The organism is Streptomyces sp. CNH287, assembly GCF_000424825.1.
Window position 1 is genome coordinate 207,433 of record NZ_AUKQ01000005.1, and the last position, 25,041, is coordinate 232,473.

Here is a 25,041-nt window from a genome sequence, read left to right on the forward strand (position 1 = left end):
GCCGAGGGGGTGTCCGGGGGCGTGCGGGGTGCCGCCCGCGTGCGTCCGCTCAAACGTGGGGCGCACTGCTCATTCTTTCGAACTCTCGATAGAGTCGAGGGCAACCCTCACCCTCGACACCCCCGCGCGGCCGTGGCCGTTCAGAAAGGTGCGTCCGATGACCGACCACCACCACCTCCCCGCCCCGCTCGAGGTCAGCCCGGAGGCCCCGGACCGCAACCTCGCGCTGGAGCTTGTCCGGGTCACCGAGGCGGGCGCCATGGCCTCCGGCCGCTGGGTCGGCCGCGGGGACAAGAACGGCGCGGACGGAGCCGCCGTCAAGGCGATGCGCACCCTGGTCTCCACCGTCTCGATGAACGGCGTGGTCGTCATCGGCGAGGGGGAGAAGGACGAGGCGCCGATGCTGTTCAACGGCGAGCGCGTCGGCGACGGCACGGGCGCCGAGTGCGATGTCGCCGTCGACCCGGTGGACGGCACCACGCTGACCGCGAAGGGCATGGGGAACGCCGTCTCCGTGCTGGCGGTGGCGGAGCGCGGCGCGATGTTCGACCCGTCCGCGGTCTTCTACATGGACAAGCTCGTCACCGGCCCGGAGGCGGCCGAGTTCGTGGACATCAACGCGCCCGCCTCGGTGAACGTGCGCCGGGTCGCCAAGGCGAAGGGCTGTGCGCCGGAGGACGTCACGGTCGTGGTGCTGGACCGGCCGCGGCACGACGGCATCGTCAAGGAGATCCGGGAGGCGGGCGCCCGTATCAAGTTCATCTCGGACGGCGACGTCGCGGGCGCGATCATGGCGGTGCGCGAGGGGACGGGCGTCGATCTGCTGCTGGGTGTCGGCGGTACCCCGGAGGGCATCATCACCGCATGCGCGATCAAGTGCCTGGGCGGCACCCTCCAGGGCAAGCTGTGGCCCAAGGACGAGGCGGAGCGCCGGCGGGCGCTGGACGCCGGGCACGACCTGGACCGGGTGCTGGAGATCACCGACCTGGTCGGCGGGGAGAACGTCTTCTTCGTCGCCACCGGCATCACCGACGGTGATCTGCTGCGCGGGGTGCGCTACCGCGCGGAGACCGCCTACACGCAGTCGCTCGTGATGCGCTCCAAGTCCGGCACCATCCGGCAGATCGACTCCACGCACCAGCTCTCCAAGCTGCGCGCGTACAGCGCGGTCGACTTCGACCGGGCCCGCTGAGCGGGCCGCGGAAGAGCCCCGCGAAGAGGCCCTCTGAGCAGTAACTCATCACTTCGGGTGAATGCTTGGTCGAGTGCTGCGCTCACCACGTACAGTTGTCAGGGTGTTGCACACTGTCAACCTGTTGGGAGGGGCTTGTGTCCTTCGGTGAGCAGCCCGCGTATCTGCGCGTGGCCGGTGATCTGCGTCAGAAGATCGCCGACGGCAAGCTGGCGCCACACACCAGGCTGCCCTCCCAGGCCCGTATCCGCGAGGAGTACGGGGTGTCGGACACCGTCGCGCTGGAGGCGCGCAAGGTGCTGATGGCGGAGGGTCTGGTCGAGGGCCGCTCGGGCTCGGGCACCTACGTGCGCGAGCAGCGGGTGCGCCGCCGCGTCGCCCGTACGGGCTACCGCACGGCGGGGGACCCCAGCCCGTTCCGCCAGGAGCAGTCCGACGAGCGGATCAAGGGCAGCTGGGAGTCGCGCAGCGAGCAGGAGGCGGCCTCGCGGGGGATCGCGGAGCGGCTGCGGACCGAGCCTGGTGCCCGGGTGATGCGCACGCGGTACGTCTACCGGTGGGAGGGGGAGGCGTCGATGATCTCCACCTCCTGGGAGCCGCTGTCCCTGACGGGGCGTACGCCGGTGATGCTGCCGGAGGAGGGGCCGCTGGCGGGGCGCGGGGTGGTCGACCGGATGGCCGCCATCGACGTCGTGGTGGACAACGTCATGGAGGAGGTCGGTGCCCGGCCCGGTCTGGCGGAGGAGACCATGATCATGGGCGGGGTGCCGGGTCATGCGGTGCTGGTCGTCGAGCGTACGTACTTCGCGGGTGGCCAGCCGGTCGAGACGGCGGACGTGGTGGTGCCCGCCGACCGCTTCCGGCTCGCGTACCACCTGCCGGTGAGATAGCGGGGCCTCGGCGGCGTCCCGGGCTCCGGTGCGTCCCGGGCTCCTCCGGTGCGGCGGAGTATGGCGATGTGGGGCGGACAATTGGCCGAAAGTGATTGCCCTTTGTGCAAAGATGAATGCGCTGCGTGAGTTGCGCAGCGTAGGCTCCGGCATATGCGAAGTGTGAGCGGCGACAGCAATGCCGTGCTGCCCTGGCTCCTCATACGCCAGGACGGGCACGGGAACCGCTACCGTGTCGGCAGCTACGCCTCCCGTCTGGAGGCGCAGCAGATCGCGGACCGCCTCCGCGGCGGCAGTACCGGCGGCAGCGGCGCCGGTGGCGGGCAGGGCGGCACGGACAGCTATCTGGTCGAGTGCCGGGCCCCGGGTGAAGGCGTCCGCGGCTGACGCCGGGCAAAATCGGGTATGTAGGCATTAGTCCTACTTGGCAGGTCCTTTTCGGCCAGGTATGTACCCGAGCAGGGACGTGGGCGGTGTGGCACAGACCGCGGAACCCGGGGGCCGGGCGGAGCGCACCGCCCCGGACACGGACGGGCGCGTTCCCGTCTTCGCCCACCAGTCGGTCTCCTCCCTCCTGGACACCGTGCACGTCGGGCTCGCCATCCTCGACGTCCAGGGCCGGGTCCTCCTCTGGAGCCCCGCCGCCGAGGAGGTCCTCGGCTGGCCCGCCGACCGGCTCGCCGGCCGCCACATCGACACGCTGCTGCGCGGCACCCCCGCCGAAACCGCCAGCACCCAGTCCCTCCGGATCTGCGGCGTGCTGCGCCGGGACCGCAACTGGCAGGGCATCCTGCGCGCCCGCCACCTGGACGGCCGCACCGTCGAGGTCGAGAGCCGCGCCTCACTGCTCTCCGACGGTGAGGGCACCGAGTACATCGTCGCCAGCCTCACCGAGGTCAGCGCTCTGCGCGCGGTGGACCACGACCTCGCCGCGCTGCACGCGCTCTTCGGCTCCTCCCCGCTGGGCATCGCCCTCCTCGACACCGAGCAGCGCTACGTCCGGGTCAACGAGGCGCTGGCCCGGCTCAACGGCGTCCCCGCACGCGACCACCCCGGCCGTACGGTCCACGACATCCTGCCGCCCTGGATGGCGGGCGAGATCTACGAGTTGCAGACCGGGGTGCTGCGCACCGGCCGGAGCGTCATCGACGTGGTCACCGCCGCCCCGAACGGCACCGGCGCCCGTTCGATCTCGTACAGCAGGCTGACCGACGACTCGGGGCGCGTGCTCGGGCTGAGCTGCGTCGTGATGGACGTCTCCGAACGCCGCGACGCGCTGCAGAAGATCGAGCTGGCCCGCCAGCGGCTCGCGCTGCTGGACCGGGCGGGCGTCGCCCTCGGCGACAGCCTGGACGTACGCCGCATCGCGCGGACCTTCGCCACCGCGCTGGTGCCGCGCTTCGCCGACTACTCCGGCGTGATGCTGGCCGGTTCCCTCGTACGCGGCGGTGAGCTGCCGGACGTCGCCGGACTGCTGAGCGCGCCGCTGCTGCAACTGGGCATCGACGCGAAGGACCGCGGCCCGGCGGTCGACCGGATGCTCCGGGTCGGCCAGGACATCGCCTTCGAGTCCGGCTCCCCCTTCGGCCGGACGCTCTCCACCGGAGAGCCGCATCTCATCTCCTCCCAGGACGAGTTGCGCGCCGCCACCTACCCCGGCGACCCGAAGGTGCAGGCCGCGCTCGACCTCGGCATCCACTCCCTGATGGTGCTGCCGCTGCGCGCCCGCGGGATCGCGCTCGGCCTGCTGGTCATCAGCCGCGCGACCCCCCGCGAGCCGTTCGACCAGGACGACCTCGCCCTCGCCATGGAGCTGGCCGACCGCGCCGGCACCTCGCTGGACAACGCTCGCCTCTACGTCCGGGAGCGCGAGGGTGCGCTGATGCTCCAGCGCAGCCTGCTGCCCCAGCACGTCCCCTCACCGCCGGGCGTCAGCCTCGCCTACCGCTACGTGCCGGGCAGCAGCGGCACCGAGGTGGGCGGCGACTGGTTCGACGTCATCCCGCTGGCCGGCGGCCGGGTCGCCTTCGTCGTCGGCGACGTGATGGGCCACGGACTGCGGGCCGCGGCGACGATGGGGCGGCTGCGCACGGCCGTACGCACCCTCGCCGGGCAGGACCTGCCGCCCGACCGGCTGCTGCGCCGCGTCGACGACCTGGCCGACGACCTCGGCCAGGGCCCCGACGACCCGCTGATGGCCACCTGCCTCTACGCCGTCTACGACCCCTCCACCCGCCGCTGCACCCTCGCCAAGGCGGGCCACCTGCCGCCGCTGCTGCTGGTCCCCGACAGTCTGGGGGAGTGGACGGGCACCGCCCTCGACCTGCCCTCGGGCGCGCCTCTGGGGGTCGGGGGCGTCGACTTCGAGTCGCTGGAGCTGGACGTGAGCGAGGGCGCCGTCCTCGTCCTCTACACGGACGGGCTTGTGGAGAACCGTGGCGAGGACATCACCGACGGCGTCGACCGGCTCCGCACCCTGCTCAGCGCCGAGCTGGCCGCGCACTCGCTCGAGGACGCCTGCGACGCCGTGATCGGCGCGCCCGGGCCACCGGCCGGGTCGACCGGGTCCGCCGAGTCGGCCGCGCAGGCCCCGCTGGACGCCCCCGCCGACGACACCGCGCTGTTGATGGCCCGGCTCGGCGGCCTGCCGGAGGGCAGCGCCGCCTCCTGGCGGTTCGCCGCCGAGCCGTACGCGGTGCGGCGGGCCCGGCAGGTCGTACGGGAGACCCTCCTCGGCTGGGGTCTCGGCGCACTGGTCGATGAGACGGTGCTGCTGGTGAGCGAACTGGTCACCAACTCGCTGCGCTACGCACCCGGGCCGGTCGGCGTCCGCATGGTGCGCGGAACCTCACTCCTGGTCGAGGTGTCCGACCCGCTGCCCGATCCGCCGCGCCCGCGCGACGCCACGTACGAGGACGAGGGCGGGCGCGGTATCCAGCTGGTCGCCCGGGAATCCCGCCGCTGGGGCACCCGGCACGGTGCACTCGGAAAAACTGTCTGGTTCGAGCTGGCGTTGCCTGGTTAGGAGAGAGGTGAACCCTGACGAGACGGGCAGGGGGGAGGCACAGAGGTGTGCGGGCGCGCGGATTTTGCCATAACCGGCAGAAAACGTGCGGCGTTCGGGGAGGGCATGTCCCATCGGCCATCGGCCTGCGAGACTGCCCCGACCGGCAACCACACCGGGAGCGGGAAGGGACGGCGTTGAGCGATACCCCAGTCGAGGCAGCGGGCAAGCCGGACGATGTGCGCCGGGCGCTCGCGCTGCTCAACGCGGCGGGCGCCCGGATCGGGAACTCCCTCGATCTGGAGACCACCGCGCGCGAGCTGCTGGACGTCGCCGTGCCCCAGTTCTGCGACCTCGCCTCCGTCGATCTCTTCCAGGACGTGCTGGCCGGTGACGAGCCGCATCCGGCCGGCCCCGGTGACGGCGAGCTGCGCCGCGTCGCCTTCGCCAGCGCGGTCTCCGACGCTCACGTCTCCCTCCCCTCCGGCGAGTCCTACGGAGCGAGCCCGGTGCCCGTGGGCGCCACGCACTGCTACGCCGCCTCGTCCCCCGCCGCCGAGGCGCTCCGTACGGGCCGGGTGCAGCACGGCGGGGGCCCGGGCGACTCGGCGCCCGCCCAGCTCGGCGCGGTGGTGCAGTCCACGCTCGTGGTGCCGATGGTCGCGCGCGAGCGCGTGCTCGGGCTCGTCCAGTTCTCGCGCGCCAAGGGCAGCCAGCCCTTCGGCGAACGGGACGCGGCGCTCGCTGCGGAACTGGCCGCCCGCGCCGCCGTCTGCATCGACAACGCGCGGCTCTACCGCCGGGAGCACGAGCGCGCGCTCATCCTCCAGCGCAGCCTGCTGCCCCCGGGCGACCCCGAGGCCGCCGGGCTGGACATCGCCGCGCGCTATCTGCCCGGCACCACGGCGACCGAGGTCGGCGGCGACTGGTTCGACGTGATCGAGCTGCCCGGCCACCGCACCGCGCTGGTCGTCGGCGACGTGATGGGCCGCGGCCTGCGGGCAGCCGTCGCGATGGGCGAACTGCGCACCGCCGTACGGACCCTGGCCCTGCTCGACCTCGAACCGGCCGAGGTGCTCTCGGCGCTCGACGAGATCGCGCTCGGACTCGGCGCGCCCCTCGGCGAGCGCGGCGGACGCCAGGCCCGCTCGCAGCGCACCGGCACCGAGGACCTCGCCGAGGTGTACCTGGCCACCTGCGTGTACGCCGTCTACGACCCGGTCACCCGCCGCTGCACCTTCGCGAACGCGGGCCATCTGCCGCCCATCCTGCGCGACACGGACGACAGCGCGCGGCTGCTGGAGGTGCCGCGCGGAGTGCCGCTCGGCGTCGGCGGCGAGCCGTTCGAGCAGATCGAGGTCGAACTGCCGGACGGCGCGCTGCTCGCCCTCTACACCGACGGGCTCGTCGAATCCCGCGACCACCCGCTGGACGAGGGCCTGGAAGCCTTCCGTACGGCACTGACGGAGGCGCCGCAGGCGCTGGAGGACATCGCGGACCGGGTGCTGGACACGCTCAACGTGCACCACGGCGAGGACGACATCGCCCTGCTGGTGGCCCGGGTGCAGGGCCTGAGCCGCGACGCGGTGGGGGACTGGCGGCTGCCGTCCCACCCGCGCTCGGTCGCCCGCGCCCGCGAACTGGCCCGGCGCCAGCTGGCGGAATGGGACCTGACAGCTCTGGCGGACACCACGGAACTGCTGGTCAGCGAGCTGGTCACGAACGCCCTGCGGCACGGCGAGGGCGGTATACGGCTCCGGCTGCTGCGCGATCGCACGCTGGTGTGCGAGGTCTGGGACGCGGGGCTCGTCCAGCCGCGGCGCCGGCGGGCCCGCGCCACCGACGAGGGCGGGCGGGGGCTGCAACTGGTCGGGCTGCTCAGCTCCGGCTGGGGGAGCAGGCGGACACCGCACGGCAAGACCGTGTGGTTCGAACTGCCGCTGCCGGACGGCGGGACGAAGCCGATGGACGCGGAGGCGCTGCTCAGCCTGTACTGAGCAGGGGCGGCGCGCCGGCGCGGTGGCGCACCGGACTGGTCTGGCGGTACGCGGCCCGGCCGGGCGCGGAGGCGAGTCCGCGCCCGGCCGGCGCCCCGTCGGCTACCGCCGGCGCCGGATCTTGCTCCCCAGCCACACCAGCGGGTCGTACTTGCGGTCCACCGCACGCTCCTTGAGCGGGATCAGCGCGTTGTCAGTGATCTTGATGCCCTCCGGGCAGACCTCCGTACAGCACTTGGTGATGTTGCAGTAGCCGAGCCCGTGCTCCTCCTGCGCGCTCGTCTTGCGGTCCAGGCCCTGCTCCTCGGCCGCGTCCAGCGGGTGCATGTCCAGCTCCGCGACCCGCATCAGGAAGCGCGGCCCGGCGAACGCGGGCTTGTTCTCCTCATGGTCGCGCACGACATGGCAGGTGTCCTGGCACAGGAAGCACTCGATGCACTTGCGGAACTCCTGCGACCGCTCCACGTCCTCCTGCTGCATCCGGTACTCGCCCGGGCCCAGCTCCGCGGGCGCCGCGAACGAGGGGATCTCGCGTGCCTTGGTGTAGTTGAACGAGACGTCCGTCACCAGGTCGCGCACGACCGGGAACGCACGCAGCGGCGTCACCGTGATCGTGTCCTCGCGGGCGAACACCGACATCCGCGTCATGCACAGCAGCCGGGGCCGCCCGTTGATCTCGGCGCTGCACGAGCCGCACTTGCCCGCCTTGCAGTTCCACCGCACCGCCAGGTCCGGCGCCTGGGTGGCCTGCAACCGGTGGATGATGTCGAGCACCACCTCGCCCTCGTGGACCTCCACGGTGAAGTCGGCGAGACCGCCGCCCTCCGCGTCGCCCCGCCAGACCCGGAAGTGCGCGTCGTAACTGCTGCTCACCGCGCTGCTCGCGGTGCTGCTCGTACTCACTCGGCCGTCAGCTCCTCGTCCGTCAGGTACTTGGTCAGCTCGTCCCGCTCGAAGAGGGCCAGCAGGTCGGGCCGGATCGGCGGCATGTCGCGGCGCCGCAGCACGATCTGCCCGCCGGGCCCTTCCTCCCCCTCGGCCGCCTCGGCGCCCTCGGGCGCGAGGGTGCACACGAGGTTCGAGCGGCGCCACTCGTGGTCCATCGCCGGGTGGTCGTCCCGGGTGTGCCCGCCGCGCGACTCCGTACGGGTCAGCGCCGCGCGCGCCACGCACTCGCTGACCAGCAGCATGTTGCGCAGGTCGATCGCGAGGTGCCAGCCGGGGTTGAACTGCCGGTGCCCCTCCACCCCGGCGCGCCGGGCCCGTACCCGCAGCTCGGCCAGCCGCACCAGCGCCCGCGCCATCTCCTCCTCCCGCCGGATGATGCCGACGAGGTCGTTCATGGACTGCTGCAACTCCTGGTGCACGCTGTACGGGTTCTCGGCGGCGGTGCCCTCCGGCGACGCCTCCGGGGTGAACGGGCGGAGCGCCTCGACGGCCGCGGCGTCGATCTGCGCGTCCGAGACCGGGGGACGCTCCGCCGCCGGGCTCTGTGCCGCGCGCCGCGCCGCGTACAGTCCGGCCCGCCGCCCGAAGACCAGCAGGTCGGAGAGGGAGTTGCCGCCCAGCCGGTTGGAGCCGTGCATGCCGCCGGACACCTCGCCGGCGGCGAAGAGCCCGGGGACGCCGACCGCCTCGGCGGTGTCCGGGTCGACGTCGATGCCGCCCATCACGTAGTGGCAGGTGGGGCCGACCTCCATGGGCTGGGCGGTGATGTCCACGTCCGCCAGCTCCTTGAACTGGTGGTGCATGGACGGCAGCCGCCGCTTGATCACCTCGGCGGGCATCCGGGTCGACACATCCAGGAAGACGCCGCCGTGCGGGGAGCCGCGGCCCGCCTTCACCTCGGAGTTGATGGCCCGGGCCACCTCGTCACGGGGCAGCAGTTCGGGCGGGCGGCGGTTGTGCTCCGGGTCCTCGTACCAGCCGTCCGCCTCCTCCTCGGACTTGGCGTACTTCTCCTTGAAGACGTCCGGCACGTAGTCGAACATGAAGCGCTTGCCCTCGGAGTTGCGCAGCACCCCGCCGTCGCCGCGCACCGACTCGGTGACCAGGATGCCCTTCACCGACGGGGGCCAGACCATGCCGGTGGGATGGAACTGGACGAACTCCATGTTGATCAGCGCGGCCCCCGCGAGCAGCGCCAGCGCGTGCCCGTCCCCGGTGTACTCCCAGGAGTTGGACGTCACCTTGAAGGACTTGCCGATGCCGCCGGTGGCGAGCACGACGGCGGGCGCCTCCAGCACGAAGAAGCGGCCGGACTCCCGCTCGTAGCAGAACGTCCCCGTGACCTGGCCGCCCTCCTCGTCCTTGAGGACCCGGGTGACGGTGCACTCCTGGAAGACCTTGAGCCGCGCCTCGTAGTCCCCGTGCTCCCGGAAGTCCTCCTGCTGGAGCGAGACGATCTTCTGCTGGAGGGTACGGATCAGCTCCAGCCCGGTGCGGTCGCCGACGTGCGCGAGCCGGGGGTACTCGTGGCCGCCGAAGTTGCGCTGGGAGATCTTCCCGTCCTTCGTACGGTCGAAGAGCGCACCCCAGGTCTCCAGCTCCCACACCCGGTCGGGCGCCTCCCTGGCGTGCAGCTCCGCCATCCGCCAGTGGTTGAGGAACTTCCCGCCGCGCAGGGTGTCCCGGAAGTGGACCTGCCAGTTGTCTCCCTCGTTCACGTTGCCCATGCTGGCGGCGATGCCGCCCTCGGCCATCACCGTGTGCGCCTTGCCGAAGAGGGACTTGCAGATCACCGCGGTACGCAGCCCCTGCTCGCGCGCCTCGACGGCGGCGCGCAGACCGGCACCACCGGCCCCCACGATCACGACGTCCCACTGCTGGCGTTCGACTTGCGTCATCTCTGGTGCATCCCTCTCACGTTGCGGAAGCTCACGGCTCAGAACAGCTGCGGGTCGTCGAACGCCCCGGTGGCCAGCAGGTACACATAGAAGTCGGCCAGCGCCACGCTGATCAGCGAAGCCCAGGCGAGCAGCATGTGGCGCGCGGTGAGCCGGCCGATCAGGCCCCACAGGCGGTAGCGGACCGGATGCTTCGAGAAGTGCTTGAGCTTGCCGCCGATGATGTGCCGGCAGGAGTGGCACGAGAGGGTGTAGAGCCAGATCAGCACGATGTTGACCAGGAAGACCACGGTCCCCAGGCCCATGTGCCCCCACTCGTACTCCGCGTTGCGGAAGCCGAGAAGGGTGTCGTACGAGAGGATCAGCGCGACCAGCACACCGGCGTAGAAGAAGTACCGGTGGATGTTCTGCATGACGAGCGGGAAGCGCGTCTCACCCGTGTACTTCTTGTGCGGCTCGGCGACCGCGCACGCCGGGGGAGAGGCCCAGAAGCTGCGGTAGTAGGCCTTGCGGTAGTAGTAGCAGGTGAGCCGGAAGCCCAGCGGCAGGATCAGGATGAGCACCGCGGGCGACAGGCCCCACCAGCTGCCGAGGATCTCCCAGTTGGGCCCGCCCTTCATCGGCTCGCAGTTCTCCGCCAGGCAGGGCGAGTAGAACGGCGAGACGTAGGGGGCCTCGTAGTAGTCGCTGTTGGCGAAGGCGCGCCAGGTCGCGTAGACGATGAACGCGAGCAGGGCCAGCGCGGTGGCCGCGGGGGCGAGCCACCAGCGGTCGACGCGCAGATGGCCCTCGCTGATGGAGGCGCGCCCGGCGGAGTGGACGCCGCCGGGCGCGGGGGGGCTGTCGGAGCTGTCCGGCTCCGTGGGCTGTGTGGTGGTGGCCAAGGGGGACTCCGTCGAGGGGAGGGAAGGTAGGGAGGGTGCGGCGCTTGCGCGGCGCGGTGCCCTCCGGGGGTGGCGCGGTGCCCGGTGGCGGGGGCCGCCGGGCGCTCCGAGGCCGAGGTCAGGGCGCGTGCCGGTCCTTCGCCCCCAGCCCCTCGTCCTCCGCGTCCGTCCACAGCGAGCTGTCGTAGGGCGTGTCCGGGATGGTGACCATCTCCGGGCGCGGGGTGTCGGACGGGCCGGGCACGCCGGGCGTCGACGCGCGCAGCAGTGCGAGGGATTCCCGCAGGTGCTCCGCGTCGCTGCGCATGCGTCGTATCTCCAGACCGCCGCCGATGTGGGATTCCAGGCGGGTCACGCTGCGTGCGAGTTCGTCCAGGCAGCGTTGGACGGTGGTCATCTCATCCTGCAATGACATGATGTGCGACACCTCCGCGGGTGGGCGGCTGGTTCGGCTCACGCGGGTGCGAGTGTTTCGCGTCACACTCCCCGTTGTGAAGGGCGCTGCACGGGATTCCCCCGACGGAGTGTGTCCGCGCCCCGTGCGGGTGGGTTTCCGGGCGCCGTGCTGACGCCGCGGGGAGCCGTGAGGGTGTGCCGTCGGGTGCGCGTACGGCCGCGGTCATGAATGTGGTGCGCGCGGGTACGCGGGGAACGGACAGCAGTGGACGAGAACAAGGGAAGAGGTGCCGGAACATGTCGTCCTCCGTCGCGGAGACCATCGATGTCGACGCCCCCGTCGCGGTGAGCTGGGCCCTGTGGAGCGACGTGACCCAGTGGCCGAGGTTCCTGAGCCACGTACAGAACGTCACCCGGATCGACCGGCTCTCCTTCTCCTGGTGGCTGTCGCTGCCCGGCGCGGACAAGAGCTTCACGGCCGAACTGACCGAGGTGGTGCCGCACGAGCGCATCGCCTGGCGGACGGTGGACGGCGTCGAGCACGCGGGCGCGGTCATCTTCCACCGGCTCGAACCGGCCGGTACGCGGGTGTCGTTGCGGATCGACTACCACCCGCGCGGCTTCGTCGAGCACCTGGGCTCCGTCACCGGCCTCGACTCGGTGCTGGCCCACCAGGACCTGGCCGAGTTCAAGCGGGCGGCCGAGGAACTGGCACTGACGGAGGGGGGCTGACGAGCAGAAACGTATCCGCTCACGCGTTCGGATGAACGAAGCCGGGATTCGGGGCACTCCGCTGGCCTACGCTGAGACCATCGCTCCGTACGAAGGAGGCCCGCCATGGCACTGACTTTCCCGGAGCGTACGTCGTGTGCGTACGAGGATGTCCCTATGGATCAGCCGATGCCCCAGCCCGTGCCCGTGGAAGAAGCCTTCGAATCTCTGAGCGCGGCGGCCCCCGAGGGGTGGCGCGTGGAACTGATCGAGGGAGAAATCCACGTGGCACCACCAGCGAACGGCGAGCACGAAGAGATTGTCACCGAAGTTGTGCACCAGGTGGCGAAGGGGCACCCGAATGCCTCGCTTCGGGTGTACACGGGGCTCGGGCTGGCCGTGCCCGACGCGTCCGTCACTGGCAAGGTGATCCCCGATCTCGTGATCGCCCCCAAGGGAAGTTTCCAGGACGGCGAGCACTACCACGATCCCTCCGCCGTCCTGTTGGTGGGCGAGGTCACCTCGTACTCCACGGCGGAGAACGACCACACGCGCAAGCTGCGGGGCTACGCACGAGCAGGGATTCCCCTCTACCTGCTCATCGACCGCAAGGCCAGGCAGGCGACAGTCTTCGCGCAGCCCTCGGAGGACCGCTACACCTGGCAGCAGACGGTCTCGGTGGAGCAGAAGCTCTCGCTGCCGGAGCCGCTCGCCTTCGACCTGGACACCAGCGAATTCTGACGGATGCTCGGTGAACACCCATCTGCCTTACGGGCAGGGCGTGTTCGGATACGTTGAACGCCGAAAGCGGTGGTCGGCAAGGCGGGAGTCATCCGGTGGCACAGGAGTCGCACGGTCAGCGGCAGAAGATCGACACGAGCGTTCCGCACTCGGCGCGCATCTGGAACTACTGGCTCGGCGGCAAGGACAACTACCCCGTGGACCGCGAGGCGGGCGACGCGTACGTGCGTGTCTCGCCCGGGATCGTGGACATAGCCCGCGCCTCGCGGCACTTCCTGCACCGCGCCGTGCGCTACCTCGTCGGCGAGGTCGGCATCCGGCAGTTCCTCGACATCGGTACCGGGCTGCCCACCGTGGTCAACACGCACGAGATCGCCCAGCAGGTGGCACCCGAGTGCCGCATCGTCTACGTGGACAACGACCCGCTGGTCCTCGTGCACGCGCGCGCCCTGCTGACCAGCACACCGGAGGGCGTGACCACCTACATCGACAGCGACCTGCGCAGCCCGGAGACCATCGTCGCCGAGGCGGCGAAGACCCTGGACTTCGACCAGCCCGTCGGCCTGATCATGCTGAACATCCTCGGCCACGTCCCGGAGTACGAGGCGGCGCGGTCCATCGCCGCGCGCCTGGTCTCCGCCCTTCCCTCCGGCAGCCACCTCGTCCTCGCCGACGGGACGAACGTGCTACCGACCGGCATGGCCGAGGCCCAGGAGCAGTACAACGAGAGCGGCGCTCTGCCGTACGTGCTGCGCACTCCGGACGAGCTGGCCGGGTACTTCGAGGGGCTGGAGCTGGTCGAGCCGGGGGTCGTGGCCGTCCCGCTGTGGCGGCCGGAGGGGATCTCGTCGGCCGCGCGTCAGCAGCTGGACGAGGCGGGCGGCGTCGGCCGCAAGCCGTAGCCGGCCAGGCAGCCACCGAGCGCCGCGGCACGCTCCCTGCTCCGCACGGGTGGCGTGCTTCGGCCATTTCGCCGTGTCGGCGTGCTGCGCCGCGCCGGGTCGCCTTCAGTGGTGCCGTCGAGCGATTGATGTGATGAGTCGCAGAAGCCGTCGAGGGTGGTGCGGCGGGCGGCCAGCCCCGGAGGTTCAGCGATGCCAGCCGTGCCCGACGTGCCCGACATGTCAGCCGTCTCCGCCGTCGGCACCCGCGCCCGGCGCTGTGCCGCCGTACTCACCGCCGCTCTCCTGCTGCCCCTCGCGGGGTGCACGAGCGATGGAGGGAGCGGCGGCCTGCGGGGTGCCAGCGGCGCCGCCCTCGACGTCCCCGCCGCGCCCCGCGCCCGCGTGGCCGACGGCGGTACGCTCCGCTGGGCCGTGGACGAGGTGCCCCCCACCCTCAACGCCTTCCAGCCCGACGCGACGGACGCCACCGCGCGCATCGCCGCCGCCACGCTGCCCGCGCTCTTCACCCTCGACAGCGGCGGCCGTCCGCAGCTGAACGGCGATTACCTGGAGTCCGCCGAGGTCACCGACCAGGACCCCCGGCAGACCGTCGTCTACACCCTCGCCCCGAAGGCCCGCTGGAGCGACGGCCGCGCGCTGGGCGCCGGGGACTTCGCCGCGCAGTGGAAGGCCCTCAACGGCACGGACAGCGCCTACTGGTCCGCCCGCAACTCCGGGTACGACCGGATCACCAAGGTCGCCAAGGGCCCGGAGCCGCGCCAGGTCACCGTCACCTTCGGCCGTCCGTACGCCGACTGGAAGTCACTGTTCACCCCGCTCTACCCCCGCTCCGTGATGCGCGGCGCGAAGACCTTCAACGACGGCGTACGCGCCGAACTGCCCGCGTCCGGCGGCCCGTTCCAGGTCCGGCGCATCGCCACCGGGGCCCGGACCGCGGTGCTCGTACGCAATCCGCGCTGGTGGGGCGCCCGCCCCAAGCTGGAGCGCATCGAGCTGACCCAGGTCGCACCCGAGCGGCGTGAGGCGGCGCTCGCGGCGGGCAGGCTGGACCTGGCGCCGGTCGACACGGCGGTCGCGGACCGCATCGAGGCGGCCGGAATCGCGGCCGGGCGTGAGGTCAGGGACGGCAAGGGACGGCAGGACGGCCCGGCGGACGGCAAGCCCGCGGCGGGGGAGGCGGCGCAGCCGCCGAAGGCGAAGGCGGTGGCGGCGGAGTCCGAGGAGCGCCGCAACCTGCGCGGCTACTCCGTGCGCCGGGCGCTGGAGCCCGCCTACACCCAGCTCGCCATGAACGGCGCCTCCGGTCCCCTCGTCGACCAGCGGGTACGGCGCGCGGTGGCCCGCGCCCTCGACCGGAAGGCGCTGGCGCGCCACGCGCTCATCCCCGCCGGGCTCCCGGCGAAGCCGCTCGGCAGCCACCTTCGGGTGCGCGACCAGGAGGGCTATCGGGACAGCAGCGGCGCGCTCGGCGGCCCGGACGTGGCGTCGGCGCAGTCGCTGCTCGCGGACGCGGGCTGGCAGGGCGCCGCGGAGGGCCGGCCGGAGTCGGAGGGCTCGGCCGACGCCAAGACGGACGACCGCGCCCCGGGTGACCGCGCCCCGGACGGCAGCACCCCGGAAGACGGCCGCGGGGCGGGCGACGGCACGGGTGCCGCCGGGGCCTCGGGCGGGGCGGTCGCCTCGGGTGGGGACCGGGTCGCCGTACCGGTCAGCGCCGCCGAGGCGGCCCGTATCCAGCGGGTGCCGCTCACCCTCGCCCCGCAGGCGGCGGACCAGCGCGCCGGACTGCTCGCCCAGGTGGCCGAACTGGCCCGCCCCCAGGACGGCGAGAGCCCCCAGGACGGCGAGAGCGGCGCCGAGGGAGAGGCCGAGGTCCCGGACCGCGCCGCCCGGCGCGCCGCCGAGGCGGCCGAGGCCGCCAAGGCCCGCGCCGACGAGATGCGGCTGCTCTCCACCGGCCGGGCCACGGCCGTACGCACGAAGGAGGGGATGCCCCTCTCGCTGCGCTTCCTCCTCCCCTCGGGCCACGGCTCGGCGACCATCCAGCGCACCGGCGCGCGCATCGCCCGGACGCTGAACACGATCGGCATCCGGACGCAGATCACGAAGGTCGAGGACGAGGGCTACTTCCGGGACCACATCGCCTCCGGCGAGTTCGACCTGGCCCTCTACTCGTGGCCAGCCAGCGCCTATCCGGCCACCGATGCCCAGCCCATCTTCGCCAAGCCGGTCCCGGCGCCGGACGGCACGCTGCTGGTCGACCAGAACTACACGAGGGTCGGCACCGACCGAATCGATCAATTGTTCGAGGAGGCGGCGGCGGAACTGGACGACGACGACCGCCACGAGCTGCTGAGCAGCGCCGACGCGCGCATCTGGGCTGCCGCCGGGTCCGTACCCCTCTATCAGCGCCCGCAGCTGGTCGCGGCGGATCGCAAGCTCGTGAACGTCGGCGCGTTCGGCTTCCAGACCCCCCGCTACCAGGACATCGGCTACCGGAAGTAGGCCGCGCAGCGGTCTCGCGAGCCCGCTGCGCCACGGCCCGGGGCGCCCTTCCGGGCCCGAGGCCCGTACGATAGGTGTACAGGCCGCGGCGCAGAGCAGGAGATGAGCCCGGCGGGCGCGCGTACCGCACCGGACGCGCCGCCATCCACGATCCCGGGAGAAGCGCCCTCGCATGCCCACGCGCAACGACATCCGTAACGTCGCCATCGTCGCCCATGTCGACCACGGCAAGACGACCCTCGTCGACGCCATGCTGAAGCAGGCGGGCGCCTTCGCGGCACACCAGCTCGAGTCCGTCGATGACCGGATGATGGACTCCAACGACCTGGAGCGCGAGAAGGGCATCACCATTCTCGCGAAGAACACCGCGGTCCGTTACCACCCCAAGGGCGGTGGCGACCCGATCGTCATCAACATCATCGACACCCCCGGCCACGCCGACTTCGGTGGCGAGGTCGAGCGCGGCCTGTCGATGGTCGACGCCGTCGTGCTGCTGGTCGACGCGTCCGAGGGCCCGCTGCCGCAGACCCGCTTCGTGCTCCGCAAGGCGCTGGAGGCCCGGCTTCCGGTGATCCTCTGCATCAACAAGACGGACCGCTCGGACGCGCGGATCTCCGCGGTCGTCGACGACACCTACGACCTCTTCCTGGACCTGGACGCGGACGAGGAGCAGATCGAGTTCCCGATCATCTACGCCTGCGCGCGGGACGGCGTCGCCTCGCTCACCCAGCCCGCCGACGGCTCGGTGCCCCCGGACAGCGACAGCCTGGAGCCCTTCTTCACCACCCTGCTCTCGACGGTGCCCGCGCCCACGTACGAGGACGACGCGCCGCTCCAGGCCCACGTCACCAACCTCGACGCGGACAACTTCCTCGGCCGCATCGCGCTGTGCCGCGTGAAGAACGGCACCCTGAAGAAGGGGCAGACTGTCGCCTGGATGCGCCGCGACGGCAGCGTGCAGAGCGTCCGCCTCACCGAGCTGATGATGACCGAGGCGCTCACCCGCAAGCCCGTCGAGTCGGCCGGGCCGGGCGACATCTGCGCCGTGGCGGGCATCCCGGAGATCATGATCGGGGAGACGCTGGCCGACCCGGAGAACCCGGTCGCGCTGCCGCTGATCACGGTGGACGAGCCCGCGATCTCCATGACCATCGGCACGAACACCTCGCCGCTGGTCGGCAAGGGCAGCACCAAGGGCGGCGTCAAGCACAAGGTCACCGCCCGCCAGGTCAAGGACCGGCTCGACCGCGAGCTGATCGGCAACGTCTCGCTGCGCGTGCTGCCCACCGAGCGTCCCGACGCCTGGGAGGTGCAGGGCCGCGGTGAGCTGGCCCTCGCGATCCTGGTCGAGACGATGCGCCGGGAGGGCTTCGAGCTGACGGTCGGCAAGCCCGAGGTCGTCACCCGCGAGATCGACGGCAAGCTGCACGAGCCGATCGAGCGCATGACCATCGACTCCCCCGAGGAGCACCTCGGCGCGATCACCCAGCTGATGGCGTCGCGCAAGGGCCGCATGGAGACGATGGTCAACCACGGCTCGGGCTGGGTCCGGATGGAGTGGATCGTTCCTTCGCGCGGCCTGATCGGCTTCCGTACGGAGTTCCTGACGGACACCCGCGGCACCGGCATCGCCCACTCCATCTCCGAGGGCCACGAGCCCTGGTTCGGCGATCTGCGGACGCGCAACAGCGGCTCCCTGGTCGCGGACCGCTCCGGATCGGCCACGCCTTTCGCCATGATGAACCTCCAGGAGCGCGGCACGATCTTCATCGAGCCGGGCACCGAGGTGTACGAGGGCATGCTGGTCGGTGAGAACTCGCGCTCCGACGACATGGACGTGAACATCACCAAGGAGAAGAAGATGACCAACATGCGGGCGGCTGCCGCCGACACCACGGAGAACCTGGTGCCGCCGCGGAAGCTCTCGCTGGAGCAGTCGCTGGAGTTCTGCCGCGAGGACGAGTGCATCGAGGTGACACCGGAGACGGTGCGTATCCGCAAGGTCGTGCTCGACCAGCGGGAGCGCGGACGGGCGGCGTCCCGCGCCAAGCGGTAGCAGGGAGCACGGCCCGCGGCGGGCCGTGACGCACGAGGAGGGGGCCTGCCCGTGGCAGGCCCCCTCCTCGCGTCCCACGCCTGGCGGAAGGCGCGCGTCGGCGTTCACTGCGGCGTGCACGGCGGTGTTCGCGACAGCGAAGCCGCCCCCCCCGTACGGGCTCACGCGTACGGGCGGTTCTCGCGCCCGTACGGGGTGGGTGAAGCCGCCGGGAGCGGCGCAGGGTGTTGTCTGGTCCCGTGCGCGGGCGCGGGTCAGCGGCCGACTGGTGGGGCCAGGACGGCCGGTGCCGGCCCGGGCGGTGTCACCAGCCGGGCGGAGGTGCCATCGGCGGCGGCGGGCCGTACGGGCCCGGCGGGCCCGGTGGCGGCATCATCGGCTGGTCCCGCTGGGCGCGCTGGGCCAGGGCGCCCAGCACGATCAGCCCCGCCACGACGCAGAAGACCTGGGTCAGGAAGTTGAGCTGGACGTTGGTGGGGAGGTCGGAGAAGTGTTCGAGAAGGTCCTGCTTCAGGAAGGCGGAGACGAAGAAGATGCCGAAGCCCGTCAGCAGGCCGCCCGCCAGCATCCCCAGCGGACGGGCGAAGGTCGCCCGGCTGACGGCGGCGACGGAGCCGACCAGCGTCAGGATCACCATCGTCCAGGCCGTCCAGCCGTGCGGCGCGGACAGCAGCGTCACGAGGGTCCGCTCTCCGGTGAAGCCGTTCCCGTAGCTCTCCCCGCCCTGCTGGTTCCACCAGTAGATCTCCCAGGAGGCCACCAGGACCCCGGCGGCACCCAGGACGAGGAAGGCGGTGATGGCCGCGCCGTGCGAGGGGCGGCCGGGCGCCATCGTGGCCGGGTCCTGCACCGGCGCGTAGCCGTACCCGCCGGCGTCCACCGGGCGGCGCCCGGCGAGGGCGGCGACCACCAGGCCCAGCCCGATCACCAGCGCAGCGACGGCGCTCAGCAGCGCCTTGGTCTTGAGGTCGTCGTCGACGCCCTGCATCCAGTCGGCTTGGAGGTTCCACAGGCTGGGGAGGCGCAGCACGGCCGTCAGCGCGCCGACCGAGGCGAGGATGCCCGCGGCGGAGGACGCCCGTACGGTCATGGCCGCGGCGACGACGTAGGCGATCAGCAGGATCGGGTCGAGCAGCGAGCTGACCCACAGGCCGCCGTCGGCTCGGGGGCCGAGCCCGGCCCACACCCACCAGACGTCGGTGACCTCGGCGGCCTCGGTGAAGTCCCGGATGATCCAGCCGAGACTGATGAAGGCGAGGACCAGCAGCCCGATCGCCCCGAACACGCGCGCACCGCGCGCGAGCGCCTGTTCCTGCCCCATGCGCCTGGCCCCCCGAGTGTGGTGCTGCACCTTCTTCACGCGTGTGCGGAGCCGTGTCCGGGCACAGGTGTCCCCCGGGCGTCACTGCCGACCCCCAAGGATTACCCGCGCTGCGCGTTGTTATCAAGATGCTTGATGCGAAGGTTATGAACACGAGTGCTCACGAGTGCTCCCGAGAGGTCGTACGGAGTTCAGAGTGTGCCGTCCGTATATCGGTGTAACGACAGCTGAGTTGCGAGTGTGTTAAGGCGCTTTCGGTCAGAATGTCGGCTTATGTCCACTTGGGCGTCGGCATGTCAAGCACGCTGGCACGTCAATCTGCAAAATCTTCGCTCAAGATGCGTGTCCTGTCCGCATGCCGGGACCAACACCCCTTGACTGCGTACTTATTCACTTGCAAAAGTCCGCTCAACCCACGGCACACCCCGGTGCCAGTCAGAACGGGTTCGGAGCACCACTAGCGCGGGGGCACAACGCGATGACGAGTCCATCCCAGGCTGCGAAGGTCGGGACCGACACCCCAGGTCCGGACGCAGAAGGCCTGAGCACGGAACAGGCAGGCGAGCCCGGCCAGCACACCGGCCGATCGCCCGGCCAGCTGATGTGGAAGCGCTTCAAGCGCGACCGCACCGGTGTGATCTCCGCCTTCGTGGTGATCGCTTTCTTCGCCGTCGCCGCGCTGGCGCCGGTCATCTCCTGGCTGTACGGCAAGGACCCGTACACGCTGTACGGGCAGAACGAGGGGCTGCTGGACGAGTTCGGCTACCCCATCGGAGCCAACGGCGGCATGTCCGGGGAGTACTGGTTCGGCATCGAGCCCCAGCTGGGGCGCGACGTCTTCATGCAGCTGCTGTACGGGATGCGGACCTCGCTCTACACCGCCGTCGTCGTGACCATCTTGATGGTGATCACGGGCGTGCTGATCGGGCTGGTCGGCGGCTACTTCGGCGGCAAGGTCGACTACTGGCTCGGCCGGGTCACCGACTTCCTGATGTCGCTGCCCAGCCAGCTCTTCTTCATCGCCACGATGCCCGTGGTCGTCGCCGTCTTCGTGTCGCCGGGGGAGGAGACTCCGACCTATCTACGCGCGGTGGCGATGATCACCGTGCTCTGGTTCCTGGGCTGGATGAGCATGGCGCGGCTGGTGCGCAGTCAGGTGCTGAGCCTGCGGGAGCGCGAGTTCGTCGAAGCGGCCAAGGTCACGGGCGCCTCGCCCTGGCGGATCATCCGCAAGGAGCTGCTGCCCAACACCTTCACCCCGGTCCTCGTCCAGGGCACGTACATGCTGCCCTCCTCGATGCTGAGCGTGGCGTTCCTGTCCTTCATCGGCGTCGGCTACGTGGAGCCCACGCCCGACTGGGGCCGCATGTTCGCGATCGCCGGGGAAATCTACGAGGACAACCCGACGTACATGCTCTTCCCGGGCGTCGCCATGGTGATCTTCGTGGTGGCCTTCAACCTTCTGGGCGACTCCGTGCGGGACGCCTTCGACCCCAAATCCGGACGCTAATCCGTCCAGCTTGAGGGGGGCTGCCACCCCTGCACCGGGAGACCGGACGCTACAGGGCAGCAGATGGATCCCAACTGACAGGCAGGTGCATTCGGCTCATGAATCTCTTCCGATCTCGCAGAGCCCGCGGAGCGGTCATCGCTCTCGCGGCCGGCTCGCTGGTGCTGACGGGCTGCAGTGACGGCAGCGGCGGCGGCGGCAAGGACAAGTCGAAGTCCCAGAAGGACGCCAAGTCCCAGTCGAAAGCGGTCGAGTACCTCGACGCGGCCGCCTCCCAGGGGCCGGCGGAAGCTGTCAAGGGAGCCCGGAAGGGCGGCACGATCCGCTCTTACCAGGAAGACGACATCTCGCACCTGGACCCGGGAGAGATCTACGTCAGCGACGCGGGCCAGCTCGCCGGCCTCATCCACCGCGGCCTGACCACGTTCAAGGAGGACGGCAAGGGCAAGACCTCCGTCGCCGGCGACCTCGCCACGGACTCCGGCAAGATGTCCGACGGCGGCAAGACCTGGACGTTCACGCTCAAGGACGGCGTCAAGGACCAGGAGGGTGACCAGATCACCTCCGAGGACGTCCGGCACACCATCGAGCGCCTGTACTCCCCGGTCATCACCGACGGACCGCTCTACGTCCAGCAGTGGCTCTCCGGCGGCGGCGCGTCCTACCGCAAGGCGCTGCCCGACGGCCCGTACAAGGGCAAGCACCTGCCCGACGACGTGCTCGAGACGCCGGACGACAAGACGATCATCTTCCACTTCAAGCAGGCGCAGCCGGACCTGCCGCAGGCGCTCGCCATGGCCGGGTACTCCATCGTGCCGAAGGACAACGACACGAAGGACAAGTACGACCAGGGCAAGGGCCTCGTCGCCCTCGGTCCGTACAAGATCGCCGAGCTCAAGCCCGGCAAGTCGCTGAAGCTGGTGCGCAACGAGGAGTGGGACGAGAAGACCGACCCCAAGCGCCACCAGTACGTGGACGGCTGGAACATCACGTTCAACCACAGCCGCGCGGACCAGACCGAGCGGATTCTCTCCGACCGCGGTGAGGGCAAGAACGCGACGCAGTTCAGTGGCTCCGTCGACTCCAGCAAGGTGAAGAAGGTCATCACCGAGGCGGACGACCGCACCGTCAAGGGCTACCAGCCCTACGTGTGGCAGCTGAACATGAACATGAACCGCATCAAGGACAAGCGCGTCCGTGACGCGATCACCTACGCGCTGCCGAACGCCCAGGTGCTGCGTCCCGACGGTGGCACCTACGCCGGTGAGCCCGCCGGCGGCCTGCTCGCCCCGACCCTGCCGGGCTACGAGAAGGGCTACGACCCGTACGGCAAGCTGAAGAAGCCGAACGGCGACCCGGAGAAGGCCAAGAAGCTGCTCAAGGAGGCCGGCGTCAAGGAGGGCACGAAGCTCGTCTACGCCTACGCCAACGTCCCGCACCGCCAGAAGCAGGCCGAGATCATCACCAAGGCCCTGGAGAACATCGGCTTCGACATCCAGAAGAAGGATGTCGACCAGGCCACCTGGTACGAGCAGATGGGCAAGGTCAAGAACGGCTTCGACCTCTACATGACCGGCTGGGGCCAGGACTACCCGACCGCCTCCACGGTGATCCCGCCGTCCTACGACGGTGACGCGATCGCGGACGGTTCGTCGAACTACTCGCACATCAACGACAAGCACGTCAACTCCGAGATCGACCGAATCCTGAAGATGCAGGACCAGGACAAGGCGACCACGGAGTGGACGAAGCTGCACAAGTACATCGTGGAGAAGGTCAACCCGGCCGCTCCGCTGTACTACACCAAGCAGCTGCAGATCTACGGCTCGAACATCGGCGGCGCCCGGTACAGCACTGAGCGGAGCTACATCGACGTCACGCGTCTGTACCTGAAGAAGTAACACCGCTTCACACCGGGCCCCCGGAGGTGCGCGTTCACAAGGCGCGCACCTCCGGGGACCGGTCAGAGACACACCCCTCCTCTCCCGTCGTAGCAGCCGTGCTGAGAGCAGCTAACTCCCATGTTGAAATATCTGACTCGCCGGTTGCTCGGCGCAGTAGTCATCCTGATCCTGATCAGTGCCTTCACCTTCTTCCTCTTCTTCGCCATTCCGAAGGACCCGGCGCTGCTCTCGTGCGGCAGAAACTGCACGGAGAGCAACCTCAAGGTCATTCGCGAGGCGATGGGCCTTGATCAGTCCATTCCCATGCAGTACTGGGAATTCATGAAGGGAATCGTCGCCGGGCGTGACTTCAACGTCGGCCGCTGCGACGCTCCGTGCTTCGGGGTCTCCTTCGACGACGAGCGCATGATCTGGGACACGATCATGGACCGTCTCCCGCTGACGGTCTCCCTCACGCTGGGCGGCCTGGTCATCTTCCTGGTCACCGGCATCGGCCTTGGCATGATCGCCGCCCGCACCAAGGGCACCCTGGTCGACAAGACGGTCAGCTCCGCCTCGCTGGCCTTCAGCTCGATGCAGATCTACTTCCTCGGTCCGATCGTGCTGGGTCTGCTGGTCTACAACACGGGCTGGCTGGAAGCGCCCAAGTACGTGCCGATCTCCGAGGACGCCATCGGCTGGGCGACCGGACTGCTGATCCCCTGGTTCGTGATGTCGCTCATCTTCACCGCGAACTACACCCGTATGGCGCGGTCCACGATGATCGAGCAGTTGCAGGAGGACCATGTCCGCACCGCCAAGGCGAAGGGCATGTCCAGCAAGTACGTCTTCTTCCGCTACGCGTGGCGCGGTTCGCTGATCCCGATCGTCACCATCATCGGTGTCGACCTGGGCTCCCTGCTCAGTGGCGGCATCGTCACCGAGTTCACCTTCGGACTCGCCGGTCTCGGGCGGCTCGCGGTGGATTCCGTCAACGACCAGGACCTGCCGCTGACGATGGGCGTGATGCTGGTCAGCGCCGCCTTCATCCTGGCGTGCAACATCGTCGTGGACGCGTTGTACGCCTTCATCGACCCGCGCGTGCGGCTGTCCTAGGAGACCGACCCGTGACCACACTCACCAAACCCGAGGACGCGCCGTCCCCGACCGGGTCGGGCGCCTTTCTCCAGGTACGCGACCTGCATGTCCGCTTCTCCACCGAGGACGGCATCGTCAAGGCGGTGGACGGACTCTCCTTCGACCTGGAACGCGGTAAGACGCTCGGTATCGTCGGCGAGTCCGGCTCCGGCAAGTCCGTGACCAACATGTCGATCCTGGGTCTGCACAACCCGGCTCAGACGGAGATCACCGGCGAGATCGCGCTGGACGGGCAGGAGCTGATCGGAGCGCGCGAGAAGACACTCGAGAAGCTCCGCGGCAACAAGATGGCGATGATCTTCCAGGACGCCCTCACCGCGCTGTCGCCCTTCTACACGATCGGGCGCCAGATCAGCGAGCCGTACCGCAAGCACACGGGTGCCTCCCGGCGGGAGGCGCACCTGCGGGCGATCGAGATGCTGGACCGGGTCGGCATCCCGAACCCGAAGCTGCGGGTCAACGACTATCCGCACCAGTTCTCCGGCGGTATGCGGCAGCGCGCCATGATCGCCATGGCGCTGGTCTGCGACCCGGACCTGCTGATCGCGGACGAGCCGACCACGGCCCTCGACGTCACCGTCCAGGCGCAGATCCTGGACCTGCTCAAGGACCTCCAGCAGGAGTTCGGCTCGGCCATCGTCTTCATCACGCACGACCTGGGTGTGATCGCCAACGTCGCCGACGACATCCTGGTGATGTATGCGGGCCGTGCCGTGGAGCGCGGCAGCACCAAGGAGGTGCTCACCGCACCGCAGCACCCCTACACCTGGGGTCTGCTCAGCTCGATGCCGCGGATCTCCTCGGACGTCAGCGAGGGCCTGCGCCCGATCGAGGGCACGCCGCCCAGCCTGCTCACCCCGCCCCCGGGCTGCCCCTTCCACCCGCGCTGCGACTTCGTCGACCAGGTCGCGGGCGGGCACAGCTGTTCCGGCGACCGTCCCGAGCTGCCGCTCGGGCGGGGAGCGGCCTGCCACCTGACGGCAGAGCAGAAGCGCACCTACTTCGTCGAGCAGATCAAGCCCAGGCTGGGTTAGGGAGAAAG

The 25,041-nt window shown here is 70.5% G+C and carries 18 protein-coding genes and 1 pseudogene; 14 read left to right on the forward strand and 5 right to left on the reverse strand.

The window, feature by feature from the left end; translation table 11 throughout:
* The first annotated feature begins 157 nt into the window (after nucleotides 1-157).
* From glpX to H299_RS32690, 5 genes and pseudogenes are all read left to right on the forward strand, one after another.
* Complete coding sequence (glpX, locus tag H299_RS0107300) at nucleotides 158-1,192, forward strand: class II fructose-bisphosphatase (protein WP_027747882.1); 1,035 nt, start codon at nucleotides 158-160, stop codon at nucleotides 1,190-1,192.
* A 137-nt stretch (nucleotides 1,193-1,329) separates the two neighbouring features.
* The gene (locus H299_RS0107305) at nucleotides 1,330-2,082 is read left to right on the forward strand and encodes a GntR family transcriptional regulator (protein WP_027747883.1); all 753 of its coding nucleotides are present in this window, start codon (nucleotides 1,330-1,332) and stop codon (nucleotides 2,080-2,082) included.
* Nucleotides 2,083-2,229: 147 nt separating this feature from the next.
* Nucleotides 2,230-2,469, forward strand: a pseudogene (locus H299_RS0107310) (hypothetical protein); the annotation flags it as partial.
* A gap of 88 nt (nucleotides 2,470-2,557) precedes the next feature.
* Complete coding sequence (locus H299_RS32685) at nucleotides 2,558-5,107, forward strand: SpoIIE family protein phosphatase (RefSeq protein ID WP_486587177.1); 2,550 nt, start codon at nucleotides 2,558-2,560, stop codon at nucleotides 5,105-5,107.
* A gap of 176 nt (nucleotides 5,108-5,283) precedes the next feature.
* Entirely contained in the window at nucleotides 5,284-7,083 is a 1,800-nt protein-coding gene (locus H299_RS32690) for an ATP-binding SpoIIE family protein phosphatase (protein ID WP_078512537.1), read from the forward strand.
* A 102-nt stretch (nucleotides 7,084-7,185) separates the two neighbouring features.
* On the opposite strand, the gene H299_RS0107325 is transcribed toward H299_RS32690, so the two are convergent.
* The 4 genes from H299_RS0107325 to H299_RS0107340 all read right to left on the reverse strand — a co-directional run bounded on the left by H299_RS0107325 (nucleotide 7,186) and on the right by H299_RS0107340 (nucleotide 11,228).
* Nucleotides 7,186-7,986 carry a succinate dehydrogenase/fumarate reductase iron-sulfur subunit gene (locus tag H299_RS0107325; protein WP_486587178.1) on the reverse strand — a complete coding sequence of 267 codons (801 nt, stop codon included), beginning with the start codon at nucleotides 7,984-7,986 and terminating at the stop codon, nucleotides 7,186-7,188.
* Nucleotides 7,983-9,929: a fumarate reductase/succinate dehydrogenase flavoprotein subunit gene (locus H299_RS0107330; RefSeq protein ID WP_027747886.1), complete on the reverse strand. Its 1,947-nt coding sequence runs from the start codon at nucleotides 9,927-9,929 to the stop codon at nucleotides 7,983-7,985. Before H299_RS0107330 ends, H299_RS0107325 begins: the two co-directional genes overlap by 4 nt.
* Nucleotides 9,930-9,967: 38 nt before the next feature.
* Nucleotides 9,968-10,813, reverse strand: a complete 846-nt coding sequence (locus tag H299_RS0107335; RefSeq protein WP_027747887.1) for a hypothetical protein — start codon at nucleotides 10,811-10,813, stop codon at nucleotides 9,968-9,970.
* Between the two features lie 118 nt (nucleotides 10,814-10,931).
* Nucleotides 10,932-11,228: a hypothetical protein gene (locus H299_RS0107340; RefSeq protein WP_027747888.1), complete on the reverse strand. Its 297-nt coding sequence runs from the start codon at nucleotides 11,226-11,228 to the stop codon at nucleotides 10,932-10,934.
* A gap of 278 nt (nucleotides 11,229-11,506) precedes the next feature.
* Between H299_RS0107340 and H299_RS0107345 the strand changes: the two genes are divergently transcribed.
* From H299_RS0107345 to typA, 5 genes are all read left to right on the forward strand, one after another.
* Nucleotides 11,507-11,941, forward strand: coding sequence for an SRPBCC family protein (locus H299_RS0107345; RefSeq protein WP_027747889.1), 435 nt, complete (start codon nucleotides 11,507-11,509; stop codon nucleotides 11,939-11,941).
* Nucleotides 11,942-12,097: 156 nt separating this feature from the next.
* The gene (locus H299_RS0107350; protein ID WP_078512582.1) at nucleotides 12,098-12,661 is read left to right on the forward strand and encodes a Uma2 family endonuclease; all 564 of its coding nucleotides are present in this window, start codon (nucleotides 12,098-12,100) and stop codon (nucleotides 12,659-12,661) included.
* Between the two features lie 95 nt (nucleotides 12,662-12,756).
* Nucleotides 12,757-13,563, forward strand: coding sequence for an SAM-dependent methyltransferase (locus H299_RS0107355; RefSeq protein WP_027747891.1), 807 nt, complete (start codon nucleotides 12,757-12,759; stop codon nucleotides 13,561-13,563).
* Nucleotides 13,564-13,755: 192 nt separating this feature from the next.
* On the forward strand, nucleotides 13,756-16,071 hold the full coding sequence (locus H299_RS0107360) for an ABC transporter family substrate-binding protein (protein ID WP_486587179.1): 2,316 nt from the start codon (nucleotides 13,756-13,758) through the stop codon (nucleotides 16,069-16,071).
* 172 nt (nucleotides 16,072-16,243) lie between these two features.
* Complete coding sequence (gene typA / locus H299_RS0107365; protein ID WP_027747893.1) at nucleotides 16,244-18,127, forward strand: translational GTPase TypA; 1,884 nt, start codon at nucleotides 16,244-16,246, stop codon at nucleotides 18,125-18,127.
* 304 nt (nucleotides 18,128-18,431) lie between these two features.
* On the opposite strand, the gene H299_RS32695 is transcribed toward typA, so the two are convergent.
* A complete protein-coding gene (locus tag H299_RS32695; RefSeq protein ID WP_051262206.1) occupies nucleotides 18,432-19,448 on the reverse strand; it encodes a hypothetical protein in 1,017 nt (338 codons plus the stop codon).
* A 478-nt stretch (nucleotides 19,449-19,926) separates the two neighbouring features.
* Between H299_RS32695 and H299_RS0107375 the strand changes: the two genes are divergently transcribed.
* From H299_RS0107375 to H299_RS0107390, 4 genes are all read left to right on the forward strand, one after another.
* Nucleotides 19,927-20,958 carry an ABC transporter permease gene (locus tag H299_RS0107375; RefSeq protein ID WP_027747894.1) on the forward strand — a complete coding sequence of 344 codons (1,032 nt, stop codon included), beginning with the start codon at nucleotides 19,927-19,929 and terminating at the stop codon, nucleotides 20,956-20,958.
* Nucleotides 20,959-21,056: 98 nt separating this feature from the next.
* Complete coding sequence (locus H299_RS0107380; protein ID WP_027747895.1) at nucleotides 21,057-22,859, forward strand: ABC transporter substrate-binding protein; 1,803 nt, start codon at nucleotides 21,057-21,059, stop codon at nucleotides 22,857-22,859.
* A 120-nt stretch (nucleotides 22,860-22,979) separates the two neighbouring features.
* Entirely contained in the window at nucleotides 22,980-23,957 is a 978-nt protein-coding gene (locus tag H299_RS0107385) for an ABC transporter permease (RefSeq protein WP_027747896.1), read from the forward strand.
* An 11-nt stretch (nucleotides 23,958-23,968) separates the two neighbouring features.
* Nucleotides 23,969-25,033, forward strand: coding sequence for an ABC transporter ATP-binding protein (locus H299_RS0107390; RefSeq protein ID WP_027747897.1), 1,065 nt, complete (start codon nucleotides 23,969-23,971; stop codon nucleotides 25,031-25,033).
* The last annotated feature ends 8 nt before the right edge of the window (nucleotides 25,034-25,041 follow it).

What these genes read in the sequence shown, in the direction of transcription:
- glpX (WP_027747882.1), top strand. Translation starts at nt 158, where the DNA reads ATGACCGACCACCACCACCTCCCCGCCCCGCTCGAGGTCAGCCCGGAG.
- H299_RS0107330 (WP_027747886.1), bottom strand. Translation starts at nt 9,929, where the DNA reads ATGACGCAAGTCGAACGCCAGCAGTGGGACGTCGTGATCGTGGGGGCC.
- H299_RS0107340 (WP_027747888.1), bottom strand. Translation starts at nt 11,228, where the DNA reads ATGTCATTGCAGGATGAGATGACCACCGTCCAACGCTGCCTGGACGAA.
- H299_RS0107345 (WP_027747889.1), top strand. Translation starts at nt 11,507, where the DNA reads ATGTCGTCCTCCGTCGCGGAGACCATCGATGTCGACGCCCCCGTCGCG.
- H299_RS0107350 (WP_078512582.1), top strand. Translation starts at nt 12,098, where the DNA reads ATGGATCAGCCGATGCCCCAGCCCGTGCCCGTGGAAGAAGCCTTCGAA.
- H299_RS0107360 (WP_486587179.1), top strand. Translation starts at nt 13,756, where the DNA reads ATGCCAGCCGTGCCCGACGTGCCCGACATGTCAGCCGTCTCCGCCGTC.
- typA (WP_027747893.1), top strand. Translation starts at nt 16,244, where the DNA reads ATGCCCACGCGCAACGACATCCGTAACGTCGCCATCGTCGCCCATGTC.
- H299_RS32695 (WP_051262206.1), bottom strand. Translation starts at nt 19,448, where the DNA reads ATGGGGCAGGAACAGGCGCTCGCGCGCGGTGCGCGCGTGTTCGGGGCG.
- H299_RS0107375 (WP_027747894.1), top strand. Translation starts at nt 19,927, where the DNA reads ATGACGAGTCCATCCCAGGCTGCGAAGGTCGGGACCGACACCCCAGGT.
- H299_RS0107380 (WP_027747895.1), top strand. Translation starts at nt 21,057, where the DNA reads ATGAATCTCTTCCGATCTCGCAGAGCCCGCGGAGCGGTCATCGCTCTC.
- H299_RS0107385 (WP_027747896.1), top strand. Translation starts at nt 22,980, where the DNA reads ATGTTGAAATATCTGACTCGCCGGTTGCTCGGCGCAGTAGTCATCCTG.